Annotated in this window: 12 protein-coding genes; 3 read left to right on the top strand and 9 right to left on the bottom strand. The window is 53.8% G+C overall.

Features of this window, described 5'->3' with window-relative positions:
• Positions 1-132: 132 nt before the first annotated feature.
• The 5 genes from NZK35_RS06865 to arsC form a co-directional block, all read right to left on the bottom strand.
• A complete protein-coding gene (locus NZK35_RS06865) occupies positions 133-1,578 on the bottom strand; it encodes a SpoIIE family protein phosphatase (protein WP_259631823.1) in 1,446 nt (481 codons plus the stop codon).
• Between the two features lie 184 nt (positions 1,579-1,762).
• Positions 1,763-2,050 (bottom strand): metal-sensitive transcriptional regulator, encoded by a 288-nt coding sequence (locus tag NZK35_RS06870; RefSeq protein WP_145214647.1) that lies wholly within the window; start codon positions 2,048-2,050, stop codon positions 1,763-1,765.
• Positions 2,051-2,183: 133 nt separating this feature from the next.
• On the bottom strand, positions 2,184-3,692 hold the full coding sequence (locus NZK35_RS06875; protein ID WP_259631824.1) for a copper oxidase: 1,509 nt from the start codon (positions 3,690-3,692) through the stop codon (positions 2,184-2,186).
• 137 nt (positions 3,693-3,829) lie between these two features.
• On the bottom strand, positions 3,830-5,392 hold the full coding sequence (locus NZK35_RS06880; RefSeq protein WP_259631825.1) for a TolC family protein: 1,563 nt from the start codon (positions 5,390-5,392) through the stop codon (positions 3,830-3,832).
• Positions 5,393-5,730: 338 nt separating this feature from the next.
• Positions 5,731-6,081, bottom strand: coding sequence for an arsenate reductase (glutaredoxin) (gene arsC, locus NZK35_RS06885; RefSeq protein WP_259631826.1), 351 nt, complete (start codon positions 6,079-6,081; stop codon positions 5,731-5,733).
• 224 nt (positions 6,082-6,305) lie between these two features.
• On the opposite strand from arsC, the gene NZK35_RS06890 reads away from it, so the two are divergent.
• Positions 6,306-6,605 (top strand): MTH1187 family thiamine-binding protein, encoded by a 300-nt coding sequence (locus NZK35_RS06890; RefSeq protein WP_145214631.1) that lies wholly within the window; start codon positions 6,306-6,308, stop codon positions 6,603-6,605.
• A 151-nt stretch (positions 6,606-6,756) separates the two neighbouring features.
• Here the strand turns inward: NZK35_RS06890 and NZK35_RS06895 are convergent, their stop codons facing one another.
• The gene (locus tag NZK35_RS06895) at positions 6,757-8,235 is read right to left on the bottom strand and encodes a hypothetical protein (protein WP_145214628.1); all 1,479 of its coding nucleotides are present in this window, start codon (positions 8,233-8,235) and stop codon (positions 6,757-6,759) included.
• Positions 8,232-10,808, bottom strand: coding sequence for a hypothetical protein (locus NZK35_RS06900; protein ID WP_259631827.1), 2,577 nt, complete (start codon positions 10,806-10,808; stop codon positions 8,232-8,234). The genes NZK35_RS06895 and NZK35_RS06900 overlap by 4 nt, the downstream gene beginning before the upstream one ends.
• Positions 10,809-11,268: 460 nt before the next feature.
• Between NZK35_RS06900 and NZK35_RS06905 the strand changes: the two genes are divergently transcribed.
• Complete coding sequence (locus NZK35_RS06905; RefSeq protein WP_259631828.1) at positions 11,269-12,162, top strand: restriction endonuclease; 894 nt, start codon at positions 11,269-11,271, stop codon at positions 12,160-12,162.
• On the opposite strand, the gene NZK35_RS06910 is transcribed toward NZK35_RS06905, so the two are convergent.
• Both NZK35_RS06910 and NZK35_RS06915 read right to left on the bottom strand, forming a co-directional pair.
• Positions 12,048-14,495 carry a heavy metal translocating P-type ATPase gene (locus NZK35_RS06910; protein WP_259631829.1) on the bottom strand — a complete coding sequence of 816 codons (2,448 nt, stop codon included), beginning with the start codon at positions 14,493-14,495 and terminating at the stop codon, positions 12,048-12,050. The two genes, NZK35_RS06905 and NZK35_RS06910, sit on opposite strands and share 115 nt — an antisense overlap.
• A gap of 401 nt (positions 14,496-14,896) precedes the next feature.
• On the bottom strand, positions 14,897-15,946 hold the full coding sequence (locus NZK35_RS06915; RefSeq protein WP_259631830.1) for a tyrosine-type recombinase/integrase: 1,050 nt from the start codon (positions 15,944-15,946) through the stop codon (positions 14,897-14,899).
• A gap of 114 nt (positions 15,947-16,060) precedes the next feature.
• Between NZK35_RS06915 and NZK35_RS06920 the strand changes: the two genes are divergently transcribed.
• On the top strand, positions 16,061-16,183 hold the full coding sequence (locus NZK35_RS06920) for a hypothetical protein (RefSeq protein WP_259631831.1): 123 nt from the start codon (positions 16,061-16,063) through the stop codon (positions 16,181-16,183).
• Positions 16,184-16,478: the final 295 nt, after the last annotated feature.

Raw genomic sequence — 16,478 nt, forward strand, 5'->3', positions numbered from 1 at the left:
TATTTCTCAGATGCAGTGCGCTATTTGGTATCCGTGGTTTCACCGCGGCAAGGCATTCGCGACTACCGTTGTCCGGAGGTATTCAATTCGGACGCTACACTGGGGACCAACGAGATTGAATTGACGAATTCACTACAAAATTTCTACTACCAGTAACGTCGTGTCATCAAACGCCGCTCGCCCCGATCGAAAATCGTTCAACGAATCTTCAAAGCGTTTCGTTAACTCGTTGGCATGATCGTTCATTCCTGATGCGATCACCTGCTCGACACGCTGCGTGCCAAATTGTTCCTCGCTTGGGTTAAACGCCTCGGTAACTCCGTCACTAACCAAGACGATCTTCATTCCAGGACGAATTGGTATCGCCGCCTGCTCGTACTCCGTATCAACTTCCACTCCCAGCAACAAGTCCCCAGCTTCAAGTCGCTCGACAGGCAATCCACCGCGATGGACAAACGGCCATTCGTGGCCAGCGTTGGCATAGACGACTCGCCGTTCAACGAGATCTATTCGCACCAGGACCATTGTTGCAAAGTGACCACTCACTACGTACTCGCAATACTGACGATTTACGCGGCAGAGAATCTCGGACGGCTCGATGGTCACTTTGGCTGCTTCGCAAACGAATGCCTTCAGCAAAGTTGCCGCCATTGCAGCAGGGACTCCGTGGCCCGCGACATCGGCGAGGCAAATCAACACCTGTGAATCGTTTAACGCAATCACGTCGTAGTAATCACCACCCACGTCATCGGCGGGTTCAAACGAAGAGTCGATCCTCAATTGTGGAATTTGAATGACATCGGGCCGCAAATTCTGCTGAATCTCGCGCGCCTTCGCCATATGCAATCGTCGATCACGATCGGATGATTCGAGGCGTTCCGCCATGACGTTGATTTGGTCGCCGAGATATCGCAATTCGCGACAACTAAGGTTTTGCGTTCGCGAATCTAGGTTTCCTTCCCCGACACTTTTTAGTGATGCTACCAGCTTTCTCATCGGCTTGGTCACCACCAAATAGAGCATCAGATTCACGACTGCTGTTGCGACGGCACCAGCAATAACTACTGCGCTGAGTTGACGCAACAATTCTTCACGAGCCGAGGAGATCAAGTTAGAACGCTTCTCCGAAACGTAAACTGCCCCTGCCGGACCAGCAAAACTACCAACAACAATCGATTGCTTCATTGGCTGACGCATGGCGACATCTTTGGCTGACGCGATCATCGCGTCTATCATTTCCGGTGAAGCTCGACCATGTAAATTCGCTTGCAGCAACTCGCCCTGCCACTGCAATGCGATGTGGTGACCGGGTGAATCCATGGTGTTCATTCGGGCGCAGACATCATCCACAAGCTTCTGCACCGCACGTGTTTCACTGCCATCAAGCGCAACTGCGGCTTCATAGAGTGTCTTCGCTTCTTCAGACAATGCGACCCGCGCCTGATCGACGTGTCGAACGATTCGTAATCGGTGGTCGATCACTACGAACAGCGTCACGACGACAAGCAGCACGGAGTTGACCGCGATGAGAAGCTGTCGCGATAGCGGAAGTTGCCGCCAAATCTTCGGTGACTTCATCGATTCTTATGGAGTTGGAAGGTGTGTTCGCAATAGCGACAGAGCAACACTGGTTAGATGGTCCAACTTCCTTCAAACTTCACACGACGAGACGAATTGCGAACTTTCCACTTCACGATGCCCAGGTTTTGAGCACAGATAACTGTTTCGCCAGGGCAGGCCACGGAAAGACGAGCCGCGAAGCTCAATCAATCACACTTGCGTATTTTCTGAACAGACTGATCAACTCTTCGAGCTTTTTTTCTCGTTCAGCAGCTTCACCACCTTCGAGAGCTTCCGCGACACAGGTTTTTAGATGGTTTTCAAGGACGATTTGACCAACTTTTCCAAGGGCTCCAGTCGCGGCAGACAACTGCATCAGGATATCGACACAGTATTGGTCGTCTTCGATCATCCGGCCAACGGCCTCGACCTGTCCAATGACGCGTCGAAGACGATTGGTCAACTTCTTTTTATCATCCTCGGAAAGCATTACGGAGCAACAGTGACAAAAACTGGGGATTGGGAGTTGAGCGTGCGTCTGGACCGAATTAGTGTAGCGAACTTAGCCCCGATCGGCAGTCCCACGACACCGGAAATTTCCGGGAACGACGCAGTACCGAGAACTACATCTTCATGCCCTTCATGCCAGGGTTGTATTTCGCTGGATCGCCAAAACGCCGAACGATCTCGTTGAATACTTCGCCGGGTTCGACCTCCTGGTCCGTTTCCATTACCTTGTGATACAAGTCTTTCGGCATAACTCTCAACGTAGTCATCAACCCCATGACCGCCATTTCGGCCATCGGACGCATCCCCATCATTGCACGCCGCGAACCGATCGCTTTCATCATCGACGGCGACATATTCATGCCTTTCATTTCTTGAGGATATCCCGGCGTGTCGAATCCGGGGTCTTGCCGCGTCGCATCAACTCGTGGGCGAGAATCGAGGTTTGCAAGGTACTGGTCAACCGACACTCCCTGCCGCATTCTCGGGCCGACTTGCTCGGTCATATGGTTCATCATGTGATGGACCATGTGGCAATGGAACATCCAGTCGCCGGGGTTATTGGCGATGAATTCAAAGTCGGTTGCTTGAGCAATTCCGATCAGTTCTGTGTTTCGCGGAATCCAAGCAGAGTACGGAGTGCGGGCACCTTCGCGACCGGTTAGCCAAAATGTGTGACCATGAAGGTGGATCGGATGGTGCTGCATCGGCGCGAAATTCATGATGCGAACTCGCACACGCTCGCCATGCTTGACAACCAGCGGTGTCGTGTAAGGACCGCTCCGACCATTAATGGTGTGCCAGTTCCAATCCATCTTCCAACTGTCCGCGATGGTTTGCGAACTGTCGATAAAGAAATTCTGGAAGATCAATCCGAAATCACGGTCGACCGGTGGGTCGAAGACTTTTTTCGGATGGACGATGAACCAGCCCACCATTCCAAACGCTTCCTGCATCGGCACATGCGAGTGGTAGAAAAACGTGCCTTCCTCGTGAACGTCGAACTCGTACACAAAAGTCTCACCAGGCTTAATCGGTTCTTGAGTCAACTCCGACGCACCATCCCACTGAATCGGAAGTTCAAAACCGTGCCAATGCACATACGTATCTTCGGGTAGCTCGTTGGTTACAACAAACCGAACTCGATCTCCTTGCGTGACTTCGATTGTCGGCCCCGGCATGCTGCCGTTGTAGCCATACACATTCATCTCATAGCCGGGTAGAAACTCTCGCTTGACCGCCATCGGGACAAGTTGAAACTCCTTCACTCCACCTACCATCTTGTAGGGAAGCTTGTCCAAGTCAGGAGCTTCAAAAGTAGCCGGACCATCAGACGCCGGCCGGAAACCCGGCATCATCTTGCCAAGGTAGTAGTCGCTGTTGGGATCGTTTCCGCGTGACGGCTTGAATCGGGAATACCCATCGTATTCAGCCTGAACGTCCGAGCCGGCTGGCATCTGGGGCGGTGTGTGCTCGCCATGCTGGTGCGAGGACATTCCTTTCATGTCCATTGGCATCGGTTCTTGGGCCTGTACGTTCCTACCAAGCAAATTCCCAACCACTCCCGTCGCGGCGGCCAGCGATCCGGCGGTCAAGAAACTTCGGCGGTCTTCGGTGTTTGACATTTTTCTTCTTCGTTTCAGTTTCTGAACATCAATGAAAACAATTCAAGACAAGGAGAGTGGGAGACAAGGAGACACGGAGCTCTTGTGCAGGCAACGGTTTTCTCACACTCTCCTTGTCTCTGTGTCTCCCTCTCTTACTACCGCGGCTTCGGTACCGCATCGATGTGTCCCGGTGGAACTGGGCCTTCAGCAGCCATCAACCCGCCGTCAAGTAGAAATCCGTTGATCATCGTTTCCTGTTGCCGAACGTGCTTGAACTGATCAATCTGTTGCATTCTGGCTTGAAAGTAGTCGCGTTGACCTTCCAACACATCCGGCCAAGCGATCCGGTTGTCTTTGTAGCTGACAAGCAATTGTCGATAAGCCGCCCTCAGTTCGGGAATCACCACTCGATCGTACTCCGTCGCGTGCTGCAAAGCAGTAGCATAGGTTCGATAGGCTGATGCCAGACGTTCTTTCAGATGCAATTCCATTCTCTGAATCTCGAATTGCTGACGTCGCAAGTCCTGGCAGGCTTGACGAATCGTTCCCTGGTTTCGATCGTAAATCGGCAGCTCAATTTGGACGCCCGCGTTGTAAACGTCGTCGCCATTGCTGAAGTTGTAGCCCGGCCCACCCTGGACGGTGACGTCAGGAATCCACTCCACTTGCTCTCGACGGACGGTCGTTTGGTCCACTCGCAATTTTGCTCGTGCGGCCAACACTTCAGGACTCTCCGTAATCAACCGAGCGAGAATTGTGTCGAATGACTCCAACGCATTGCTCGGGCGCAACTCACCCTCGGTCGGGCCAATGGAAAGCGGAACGCCGACGATGGCGGACAATCGCCGCAACGCATCGCGATACTCGTTCTCAGTCGCCATGCGTTCCAAACGCTGCTTTTGCAGCATGACGTTGGCGCGTCGAACCGCCGTCAAGTTGGCTTGGCCTTGGTTATACTGTTCACGAGTTGTTACCGCACCGTCCTCGGCCGTCTTCTCAATCTCTCGCTGGAGTTCAAGTCGCATCGAAGCTGCCAGTGCCTCAATGAACTGAACTTCGACGGCATTCGTCACGCGGTACGTCTGGGCAATTGCGAGGTGTTCGGCAACATGCGCGCGTTGGCGGTATTTCAATCGACTCAGTTGCAGTTTGCCAGCCGTTACGAAACGCTGAGAAACCTCGAATCCCTGAAACTCCCCGGCACTTCCGTCGCTACCAATCTTTTCGCCGACGTACATCAGGACAGGGTTGGGATATAAACCTGCCTGCAACGCCTTGGAAGTTTCCGCCGAGACGTGCAATCTCGCTTGCTGGATGGTTGGATTGTTGCCGGCCGCCAGGGCCAAGACAGTTTCGAGCGTATGAGTTTCGACCGTTGCGTTGTCCGCGTAGTCATACGTGGTATCGAAATCAGCAAACCCACTCGGCATGTCCGGCAATGGCGGCAAGTCGCTCTCGGGTAGAACTTGGTCATCGGCACCACCGAGTGACTGCGCCATTGTTTGATCCATGCTCATCATTTGCCCCATCGAGGCTTCCTGAGCAACAGCCGTTTGGAAAGTCGTCGTCGCCGTCACCGCGATCAACAACTGAAGTAGTTTCCGTTTCATTAATTCCGAATCCCTGGAATGATGCCGAGTCGTATTCCAACCTTCGGCAACATACCCATGCTGGGTATAGCCCCGGCTGATCGCACTCGTCGTGGAATCGGTTTTCATTCCACTTGCAACGATTGGGTAAGCTTTGCCCGGTGCCAAAAGATGTTTCAGAGACTGTTTTTAAAACAGGATGACTCAATTTCACTCTCCCTCTGGGAGAGTCGAGCCGAAGCGAGGAGAGGGTTTACGCTGGATCTTCCCCTCGCTAAGGCTCGCCCCTCCTTTAGAAGGAGTTCTAAAACATTCTCTAAGAATCAACCAAGCGTCGCGGCTCGCAAACTCAACGGATTCGCAATCACGGACACACTGCTACAACTCATCGCTGCCGCTGCAATCATGGGGCTGAACAAAACGCCGAAGAACGGATACAGCAACGCGGCTGCGACTGGGGCTCTCCGTTATTGATCAAGGATCTCAACCACATTTTCGAGAGGTCGTCCGATCGCGGCTCGCCCCTCATGCAAGACGATCGGACGCTCGATCAGTGAAGGATGGGAGGCGAGAATGGCGATCCATTCTTTGTCCGATAGCTCTTGCTCGCCAAGCTTCAGCTCCTTAAACAGTTTCTCTCCTTTCCGCACCAACTCCGCCGGCTTGATACCCAGCATCTTCACGATGTCGCGAATCTGTTTTTCGCTTGGCGGGGCTTCCAGATACTTCACCAACTCGAAATCAATCTCACGTGAACGCAAAAGCTCCACAGCAGCACGAGATTTCGAGCACCTCGGATTGTGAAAGATTGTCGTCATGATTTTCCACCAGCATTTCAAAAAAAGTTCGATTCTTGTTTCTACCACAACCAATGAAGGCTTTGTTAGCTCCCCCTCGTCAATTCCAATCCGCCCGCCTTTCGCTCCTGAAGCCGGAGGTGGCGTTCCACTTACCACAGGCTAAATTCTGTTGCTACGTCGTGGTATTGTAGGCTTTGGCGAGGCGAATCAAACTTGACCGAAACGTGAGAGAGGCTGTTGAGATGAAAGTGATCATAGATTTGTGCGTCGTGCCGATGGGCGTGGGTGTCTCCGTGGGCAAGTACGTCGCTGAGTGCCAAAAGGTCTTGCAGGAAGCAGGGCTGAAGCACCAGCTTCATGCGTACGGCACCAACATCGAGGGTGACTGGGACGAAGTGTTCGCCGCAATAAAGTGTTGCCACGAGCGTGTTCACGCGATGGGCGCGCCGCGAATCACCACCAGCATCAAAGTCGGAACACGCACGGATCGCGAGCAGTCGATGCAGGACAAATTTAATAGCGTTACCGAGACGCAAATGTAGGACGCCTCCCATCTGGCTTCGAACTCGTCGACCCGTGTAGCGAAAATAGTGGCACCGAAGTCGGCCACCGCAGCAGATGACCGAAGTCGATCAATCCCGTGATTCGTTTCGAAATCGAATCATCCAGCTACAATAACGACATGCGAAGGTCCTATTTGGAGTAACTCGACGGCGACCGAGTGTTTCCGTTGACGACGAAGAGGAACGCCTTGGCCGGGAATCCGCCTTGGTTTTGCCCGTGTGTCTTCACGTCGAATAGTCGGATGTCGTTGCGGATATCTCCAGGAGGCTGAACTTTCTCCGTTAAGTCCAACACGAGCAGAATGCTCACCTGCCTAGCCTCAGCTCCGGTGTATTGAGTGGCTTGCGAAGCGTAGGTGTCCACTAAATGGTCACGGTCTCCGTTCGAGGATTCGACCTTGAGCTCGACAATCACCCCGCGATATCGGATATCAGTAAAACCTCCCGCTTGACCAACGTGTTGTTGGACATCCTGCCCCAAAATATTCGTCAAGTCTCTCTTCACAAGTCTTTGGAAGTCGGCCTCGAGAACACTTGCTTTCCCTTTGAAAACGGCGTCCTGAGCATAAGTCGCGAGCAACCTTGTCAACGCCCCAAGCATGGGGAGCAGTTCTGGCAACTCATCCTTTGCAGCGGGGCATTGCGAAATCAGACTCGTAGCCAAATCATTGACATGACGGTCAAGGCTTCGGTTTCCGACAAGCAGGGGCTGCCGACTCTCATCAGTTACTTTCAACCGAAGCTCAGTGTGTCCAATTGCTGGAACTTCGGTCCAATGGTTGTCATCTGATTCAAACGCAACCTGAACCGCGAACACAAGATCATCCAGCAGACTGCTTTGACCAGACTGGAACTTGATTTGACCGCTCAGTTCGACTTCAAATCCGCCGTTCTTGTCGACAGGCGGTTGGTCCGAAATGAATTCCGAAATCGAGTATTCTCCTTGCGGGCAAGTGGTCAACAAATCCAGGCGAACTCGTTTCGAGTCAACCGGCCATTCTAACCCCTTGATTTTGAAGCGAATCGAGTACAGCAGATCCGATCGGAGCAGCTGAGGCGTCGCGATCGGAATATCGTCCAGGAATGCGATCACGCGCACCAGCGGTCGCTTCGGTTCCGGACCAATCTCATGCGATTGATCCCTTCTCTCGCGGTCTTTCTCGTCCGCCAAGTACAGACTTGGTAGTGAGATTCCGAGCAAGAGTTCGCGTAAGAAGGATGGATCTTCCAACCTGCTAGCACCTGAGTGATCTGATTTCGCGACTGGTCCCGGATCTAGTTCCGACAACTTGGAACTAAACTCATCGACCAAGAATTTCGTTCGAGCTGTTTCAGCGATCAAGTCACCAACACCAGACCGCGCCATCGCTTGGCAACGAATTGAATTCTCAAGCAGTCTCAGTCCTGCGATGAACGCTTTCCAGCCATTGGGAATTCGAGGATCAGCCGCTTTGGTAATTGTTTTCGACGCTCGTTCGATCATGCTCGCGACGCAATCTGACGCATCGTCGTCGTCCAACGATAGTGCGAAGAGAGTCGCTCGGATTTCGAGGATTGCCTGGGAAGAGTCGATGGCCTGACGGAGGTCAACATTAAGAAACTTTTTCATGACTGCGGATCACCCTGAGACGCAAAGGTCGCCATGGCCAAGTCAACGTCGCCCGTGCGCAAGCACGCGTTACCTTTTGCGACTGTCGCGAGCTTCAACAAGTCGTCTCGGAACTCTTGGTGCCTCGGTTCATCGCGGATGGCGTTCCTCACTGTATCTAGTATCGAGTTCTCTTTCGCGAAATCACCGAAGTGCGAAAAAAGACTCGCGAAATGAGTTGTTTCCCAAGGGTCGTGAACTGCCATTTCGCGTGCGGCGTTCAACAGTTGATTTGATATGTGCTGGTACGTCCTAGGGGGCAGTGAATGAAGCCATTGAAACATTCGCTTTCGGTCGTGCTCGTATCCGTTCAGTCGCCGACTACGGACTCTTGCCAGGAATTCCGCAATCAGAATAGATACTACTCCAGCGATCGGCGAATTTGGCGGGCAGGTTCGCACAAGATTCGCGATGATCTTTTGGTCGGGGCGACTTTCACCGGTTGGGAGTGTGGACTTGACCAATCCAATGGCGATGTGCATGAGCCCATCGTGTTGACGTGCCAAACCGAGGATGGCTTCGCAAATGCTCTCTAATTGAATTGGGTCGTCTTTGTAGACCTTCAAATGGGTGGCCAGTGCAGTCATTGCGTCCAGTGCCTGATCCTCATCAAACCATCGCGGTCCTCTTGAGACAACCTCAACAGCGGCCTTATGGACCATCGTGTAGGTGTCTCGCAGGTGAACATTCATGATGTCGATGATGTTCGATGGTGGCGGCGACTTGCTATATCGAAACATCTCACAGGTGGCGTCGATAGCGTGTCCGCGAACCCAAACGGATTCATAATCCATGAGTCCTTTCATCAGCAACGGTAGAGCCTTGGATCGTAGTTGGTAGTTCTCGCCAATCGTCCCAAGGAGTGTCATGCAGACCGCTTTCAGCTCCGCGCCCACATTGGCATCACGATTTTGAAGGCACCCGGCAACCGTGTCAAAGTGAACCGAACTCTGTTGCTCAGTCAGGTGTTTCAAGCAGCGAATCAATCGGTCTTTCAGCATCAACCATTCACGCTTTCGCCCATGGGCCTGTAGACCAGCGAGGCGTGGATCTTCGCTCTCGCCAGGAATGATGATTTTTGGCGGGGGCTCAGGAGGTTCTTTGATCGCAACAATCAGGGCCAAGTATCCCAAGATAGCGTCGAACTTCTCAGAGATTACCACCGGCCGATGTGACGCTGCGTTTTCCAAAGCCTCGGCCGCTTCGCCTCTCAGATCAAGTTCAAGCATGTCGTCTTTCACCCAATCGAAAAGTCGACCAAAAGCAATCTGTTGCGAACGAGCGATATCATCGACTTCTTTCGTTTTATCATCGTCCCAATCAAGCAGATCAGAATATACGCGGATGATGTCTTCCTTGACCGCGGGACGTGATCCGGCAAAAGTACTCGCCAGCTCTTCGTCGACTTGGTCTGGAGCGAATTTGAATGCGTGTTGCAGGACGCCGACGATCTCTGCGGATGGCGTATTGGAACCACGATCATTCGTTTCAAAGAGACAGAGAGATTGGGCAATCGATTCGATCAGATCCACAGCGATGCTGGGTCTGCTTCGCTGAAGTCTCTTTAAGGCACCGCAGTATCGAATGCGGGTACGGTCGTCCAAGTTCTGCAAACCAAGCCGAAACGCTTGCCTGACACTTTCCTGGTCTGCGTCGTAGCTTCTTTGGAGGGCGTTGAGGTGCCATTGGTAGCTCGGAGACGACCGATGCCACAGAAGGAATGCCATGTCATCATGCTGGGTGCGGATCAGACTGTCGATAAGCGTATCGCTAAGTGGGTACTGAACCGTGTCTCCGAGTGCGTCCACCAACTCGGCTGTCAGCTCGGTATAGAATCCTCTCTCGATGTTCGCGGTTGCCATGGGAAGCATCGCGGCACGAACGCTTTGCGATGCCCGTGCTAGCGCGATGCAGGTTGGTAGCGTCAATTCGGCATGATCGTCGGTGGAAGCCAATGTGATCAACAGAGTGACGCTGGCGTCGGGAAACAGTTCCGGCGCGAGGCTGGCAGATTCCACCAGTCGCTGTGACGCAGCAGCACGTTTCGATGCATCCTCGGAGAATAACTGCTCCAAGAACTGAATAAGCTCACGCGTTTCCGGCGACGCCATTTCGCCTATCTGTGTGCTCTGGTCAGCGAGATTGGCGCGTAGCTCAGATATGCGAGCCGTCTCATCCGCCTCCTTTCCCTCGCGAGCTTCAACTGCCTTTCGCTGGCTAGCGATAATTTCATTTCCCCAACTTGGGTCACCAGCGGGAGAGTGGTGTGGGCAGCCCTGGCAATGTTGGCTGAGGAACTCGCTAAAGATCCAACGTAAATTCATCGAGCTCGATTTATGCTCAACGTGCGGACACCCTATCGAGTGCGACGCGATTGGAAGGCCGCTCATCTCGGCATAAAGCCCTTGGCTCTCCCGGGCGATTTCTACGTTGGTACACCAAGCATTCATTCCGTCGAGACATTCTTGGTTGTCCCGACCCAATTCAAGGCTCTGATCGAAATCGTCTTTTCTCGATTCATCGTAGCGTCGCATGAAATCACCTATCGGTGGCGCAAGGAAATGCAAGCCTCGCCTGATTTGCGTGGTTCTATGAAAGGCACCGGCTTCATCAGTTTAGTGTTTCGGAAGAAATCCCCCAAGAAGCCAACACGACGATCGTCCTGGAGTTTGCAGAAGGTGGAACGCCTAATTGCGATTACCTTGCATCTGCAGCAACGACGTTCAGAGGCGCGGTTGAACCGTTTGTACCAAATCCAATTTCAGATCTGCCCCCAGAGCTCAGTAAAATCGTGAGCACGTTTAGCGTCTGGAACCCGTGCAACGAACCCGGACCTTGGGAGGTGGGAAGTGCACTGTTAATATCAAGTGCGGCTAGAAAGTCGCGGCACTACTACAGTTGGCCGTTTCCGTGTCACCAAACGTGAGCGATGATTCGAGCGAAGGAGACCAAGAACCGACTAGACCGAGACGCCAAACGATTGAGCAAGCTCGTTTGGAACTGAAATCACTTGAACCATTCGGGTTGCCACCCTGGCTCGAAGGCGAGACGCAACTACCGTTCTCGAAGTTTTCCGGTGATGTGTTCGAGATACTCTGCTTCTTGCTTCTCAAAGCAGAGAATCCTGGCCAAAAGATCGTTTACTACGGGAAGACCAAAGATCAAGGACGCGACATTGTTCGTTGGCATGCCAACGGCGATGTTGAACTCATTCAATGCAAGCGTTTCTCGAAGAATGTTGACGCGAGTCAAGTCAAGGCTGAACTTGCCAAGCTGGTGAGCAACCTATTTTACAAGCGTCTCGACGGCCCATTTGATCGCGTAACGTTCTATGTGGTTCCTGACTTGACCAGCGGCGCACAGGGTCTGATCGACGATCAAGCAAAGTGGCAAGCCGCAGCCGAAGAGTCGCTGAAGAGCTTCCTCAAGAAAACGCCATCAGGTGAATTGGTGAGTTTTGCGAAGCAATGGTGGCCTGAGATCACATCAGAAAAAGCGATCTCGCTAACTCTACGGATCAAAGCGTTTCCTGACCTGATCGACGAGTTCTTCACGCTCCGAAAGGTAGTCGATGGATCCAGTGAAGATGTCGCCAAAGCTGTCGTTGATCTCCTAGATGAGCGAGAAGAGAGAAAGACGCAGGAAAGCGCCGAAGTATGCCAAATTGCGAAGCTTACGATTGACGGAATTGCGCCCGCTTTTACAGCGGCGTCACGATCGCTTCGTCAATGGCCCAAAACTCTTAGTGATGGGAAATGGATTCCTGCCGAGGATCAGGTGAGCTTTGCGGCCCGCAGTCTTAACGCATTTGCAATCACCGATACGCTACTAAAACTCATTGCTGCGGCTGCGATCATGGGGCTGAGCAATATGCCGAAGAATGGGTAGAGCAATCCGGCTGCGACTGGGATTCCCAGCGCGTTGTAGATGAAGGCGAAGAACAAGTTCTGGCGAATGTTACTCATCGTTTTTCGGCTCAAGTTCGCCGCCGCCGCAACGCCGCGGAGATCGCCGCCGACGAGCGTGACGCCCGCAGATTCAATCGCAACGCCTGTTCCCGTGCCCATGGCGATGCCGACATTCGCTTCGGCAAGAGCTGGAGCGTCATTGATCCCATCCCCACACATCGCAACCGTCTTGCCTTCCTTCTTCAACTTGCGAACGAAATCATGCTTCTCCTCGGGAGAAACCCCAGCATGAAACTCGTCGATACCCAGCCTTGATGCGACTGCTTTCGCGGTCGGTTCGGCGTCGCCGGTCAACATCACCACCTTCAATCCCAGTTCGTGCAACGTCTTTAGTGCTGCCGGCGTGCTTTGCTTGATCGGGTCCGTGATTGCCAGGATAGCGGCCAACTGGTTATCGATCGCCACAAACACAACCGTTGCGCCTTCGGCCTGATGCGAACCCGCTTTTTCCCTTCCCGCATCGACTCCCTCGATGCCCTGTTCGTCCAACAAGTCAGCCTTGCCGATCAACACATCATGATCATCGACGCGCGCCTGAACTCCGCCACCGGTAATACTGTTGAATTCACGTGCCTCCACAGCCTGCAGCTCGCCCGCCTTGGCACGACGAACGACTGCCTGAGCTAGCGGATGTTCGCTCTGCGCTTCGACCGCCGCAGCCAACGTCAACACATCGTCTTGATTCCAATTGCCAAACGTCTCGACGCCGGTCACTTCCGGCCGGCCCTGCGTGAGTGTACCTGTCTTGTCGACGACGATCGTGTCGACCTTCTCCATGACCTCAAGGACTTCTGCGTTCTTGATCAGCACGCCTTCCTTGGCACCGCGGCCAACGCCCACCATCACCGACATCGGCGTTGCCAGCCCCAACGCACAAGGGCATGCGATGATCAATACTGCAACGGCTGCTACGAACGCATGAGCCAGTTGCGGCTGCGGACCAAGCACCGCCCATCCGATGAACGCGAGAATCGAGCATACGATCACCGCTGGCACAAAGTACCGAGCGACCACATCGACCAGTTTCTGAATCGGCGCACGACTTCGTTGAGCGTCTGCAACCATCTGAACGATGCGGCTGAGAACCGTGTCCCCGCCGACGCCGACGGCTTCCATCACGAGCGCACCGGTCTGATTCAACGTTCCGCCGGTGATTTCGTCGCCCTCGACCTTCTTCACAGGTATTGGCTCGCCCGTCAACATCGACTCATCGACGTTGCTCGACCCGCTAAGCACTTTCCCATCGACCGGAACCTTCTCACCGGGACGAACTCGCAACCGATCACCCTTGTGTACTGAATCGAGCGAGACGTCTTCCTCGCCATCGTCTGTAATTCGGTGTGCCGTATCGGGAGCAAGCTTCATGAGTTCGCGAATTGCTCCGCCAGTCTGCTGACGTGCTCGCAGTTCCAACACTTGTCCGAGCAACACCAAGGTGATGATCACCGCCGCCGCTTCAAAATACAGAGGTGGAACACCGTTCTCGAAGAAGGCTTCCGGGATCACCCCCGGAAGCAGCACCACGACCAAGCTAAACATGTACGCAGCCAAGGTTCCCACCGCGATCAGCGAGAACATGTTCAAGTTCATTGTGCGAAACGACTTGGCTCCGCGAACCAACAATGGCCATCCGCACCAGAAAACTACTGGCGTCGCGAGGGCCAATTGCAACCAACCAAACATCGTCTGGCTAATCCAATCCGCGATCCGCAATCCCACCATCGGCCCCATCGCGATTATGAGCAGTGGCACCGACAGTGCGACGCCAACCCAAAAGCGACGTTTCATGTCAGCGTACTGTTGGTCATCACCCTCGTCAGCCAACGAAACCACCTTCGGCTCTAAATCCATCCCGCAAATTGGGCAATCGCCAGGCCCAACCTGCTCGATCTCCGGATGCATGGGACAGGTGTAAATGGCAGTTGGGTCTGCCGGAGAATCGCTCGCCTTGGTCGATGGTTGACCACCGCAGCACGACGAAGTGGTCGAGGATTCTCCGATCTGAATCGTGGCTTCTCCACCGCAACAAATCGAACCGCTTGCCGCCTCCTTTTGCGCTCGTTTTGCCAGCACCCCAGCGGGATCATCCTGGAACTTACTCAAACATCCATCACTACAGAATACGTAGTGTTTGCCCTGGAAATCCGCCGAACGGGGACTGTCTTTAGGCACCTTCATGCCGCAAACCGGATCAATTTGCATTGACGGATCGGCGACCGGCAATGACGTTTCATGATTTTTGGCGTGGTCCATCGATTTCTCCAAGCTGTCAAAAAGTCATTCTCCAATATACCCCGCAGTGGTATGCAAGTTGCGTACCGCTTATTCAGCGGAAACGGGGCCGCATCTAGGATTTCAAAAGGAGAAACGAATGAGTTCTGCAACCGCATCCATGGAAGAATGCATCGAAAGCTGCCAAGAGCGTCAGACGACCTGTGCTGACACGTTGACCAATCACTGCCTATCCGCCGCTTCGCACGGCGACTGTGATTGGAACCTACAACCGTTTTCACGGTCTTGCGTTGCCTGCGGTCGCTGAGGAATTTGTATCCAAAATCGGTGACAAATCAGTGACAATGTTGGCAACGTCGGGCCAACTTCGTTACAATCTCAATCCAACGTGCTGTCTCAGTAACCCCCACCCTCAAGATGACTTACAACACAAATCCGACGCCGACACAACGCCTAGCCAACAGAGCGAATGCAGGTTCGAGTCCTGCCGGGGGAGCTAGAACGAAAATCTTCGAGACTCGCCCGCCCTCAGCGGGCGTTTTTTCGTTGGTGTCGGCTGCATCTGAGGCGGCGGATTCCGATTGATTTTCGATGATGTTACCACCGGTGTTACCACCGCCATCGGTCGCCCGACTCCAGTGGTCATCGGTGACTTGCAGGTAGTGCTTCTCGGCGACCTTGCCCGAGTGCCCCATCCAGGCGTTGATCACGTGATCGGGAAACTGCTCCTGAAGCTCCGTACGGCGGCTGGCCCGCAAGTTGACGAACGTCTTGGGCCATGACTCATAGCCCGCGGCCTCGATGATCCGGTTGGCCTGCGTGCCCAGGTTCGATGTCCGGCGGTACCGGCGGATCACGAACACCGAACCGTCGGCCGCCGATTCCTGGGCGCCGAGCAGCAACGACTCCAATTCTGGGAACAGCGGACAGAACCGCAGTCCGGTCTTTTCAGAATCGATCCGCAGCTTCCCCTGCTCCCACAGCACGTCGGTCCAGGTCAACGAAGTCAATTCACACCGCCGCATCCCACCGTACCGCGCCAGTCCAAAAATCAGCTTCCAGTCGTGATCGGGCGTGTAATCGATGATCGCATCGATCACGGGCCGCGAAACGAAGTGGTCCCGATCCCGGTTGACGTGCCCGCTCAGCTTCAGCCCATCGAAGGGGCTCGACTCGATCAACCGATCCCTCACCGCGAACGTCATCATCGTCTTGCAACGCTTGAGGATCTTCTCCGCCGTCGACACGGCGAGGTTTTCGAGAAGGAACTGGTGGAACCGGTCGCAATCGGCCGGCGTGATCTCGGTGAGCAGCTTGTTCCGACCGAAACGCTTCAGCAGCCAGTCCTTCGCATTGCTGTAGTTGGTGATCGTTGACGGTTTGCCCTTCTTGGATTCGATGTAGCTCTCCAAGAATGGCCCCAGCAGACGCCCGGCGTCCTCGTTCAACAATTCCCGTTCCGGCGCTGCCAAGCCAAGTTCAGCAAGGCGCTTCCGCAATCGTCCTCGCAGCGAGTTGACCCACTTCTCAGTTGCCGGATCAGGACGCCCGTTCGCCTTTTGAGCGCGAACCAATTCAGTGACGTGATGGCAAACCGTTTTCGCCAATGTTTTGGAAACGTCGCCGAGCCAAAGGACACGCTGCGACTGGTTAGCGTCACGCCACCGAATTTTGAAGCCGCGCCGCTCACCTTTCTGTTGGTGCAATGAAGCCATCGTATTCAACTCCCATTCGTTGATCCCATATTGAAAGAAGTACCGCGGCGGGCCAGTTATGGGGGACTGGTTTTCGGATGTACGGTCCTAGCCGCGGCGTTGGTAAGTGTATTCATCCACATTGAGCTAGTCGAGCTTAGTCCGACTGGATTCGGGGGTGAGGGCGGTTGTACGTTTACCGCGTTCACCAATAGTTGAACATCATTTCATTGCCACGGTGATTCGCTACACCGTATCAATCCCGTGTCTTTCATCCGTGCCATTGCTTCGTTTTTGATACACACACGCC

This window comes from Stieleria sedimenti, assembly GCF_025060895.1.
In the GTDB taxonomy this organism is placed as follows: domain Bacteria; phylum Planctomycetota; class Planctomycetia; order Pirellulales; family Pirellulaceae; genus Stieleria; species Stieleria sedimenti.

Excerpts from the sequence above, each read along its gene's own strand:
- NZK35_RS06865 (WP_259631823.1), bottom strand. The coding sequence starts at position 1,578 with ATGAAGTCACCGAAGATTTGGCGGCAACTTCCGCTATCGCGACAGCTT.
- NZK35_RS06870 (WP_145214647.1), bottom strand. The coding sequence starts at position 2,050 with ATGCTTTCCGAGGATGATAAAAAGAAGTTGACCAATCGTCTTCGACGC.
- NZK35_RS06875 (WP_259631824.1), bottom strand. The coding sequence starts at position 3,692 with ATGTCAAACACCGAAGACCGCCGAAGTTTCTTGACCGCCGGATCGCTG.
- NZK35_RS06880 (WP_259631825.1), bottom strand. The coding sequence starts at position 5,392 with ATGAAAACCGATTCCACGACGAGTGCGATCAGCCGGGGCTATACCCAG.
- arsC (WP_259631826.1), bottom strand. The coding sequence starts at position 6,081 with ATGACGACAATCTTTCACAATCCGAGGTGCTCGAAATCTCGTGCTGCT.
- NZK35_RS06890 (WP_145214631.1), top strand. The coding sequence starts at position 6,306 with ATGAAAGTGATCATAGATTTGTGCGTCGTGCCGATGGGCGTGGGTGTC.
- NZK35_RS06895 (WP_145214628.1), bottom strand. The coding sequence starts at position 8,235 with ATGAAAAAGTTTCTTAATGTTGACCTCCGTCAGGCCATCGACTCTTCC.
- NZK35_RS06900 (WP_259631827.1), bottom strand. The coding sequence starts at position 10,808 with ATGCGACGCTACGATGAATCGAGAAAAGACGATTTCGATCAGAGCCTT.
- NZK35_RS06910 (WP_259631829.1), bottom strand. The coding sequence starts at position 14,495 with ATGGACCACGCCAAAAATCATGAAACGTCATTGCCGGTCGCCGATCCG.
- NZK35_RS06920 (WP_259631831.1), top strand. The coding sequence starts at position 16,061 with ATGGCAAACCGTTTTCGCCAATGTTTTGGAAACGTCGCCGAGCCAAAG.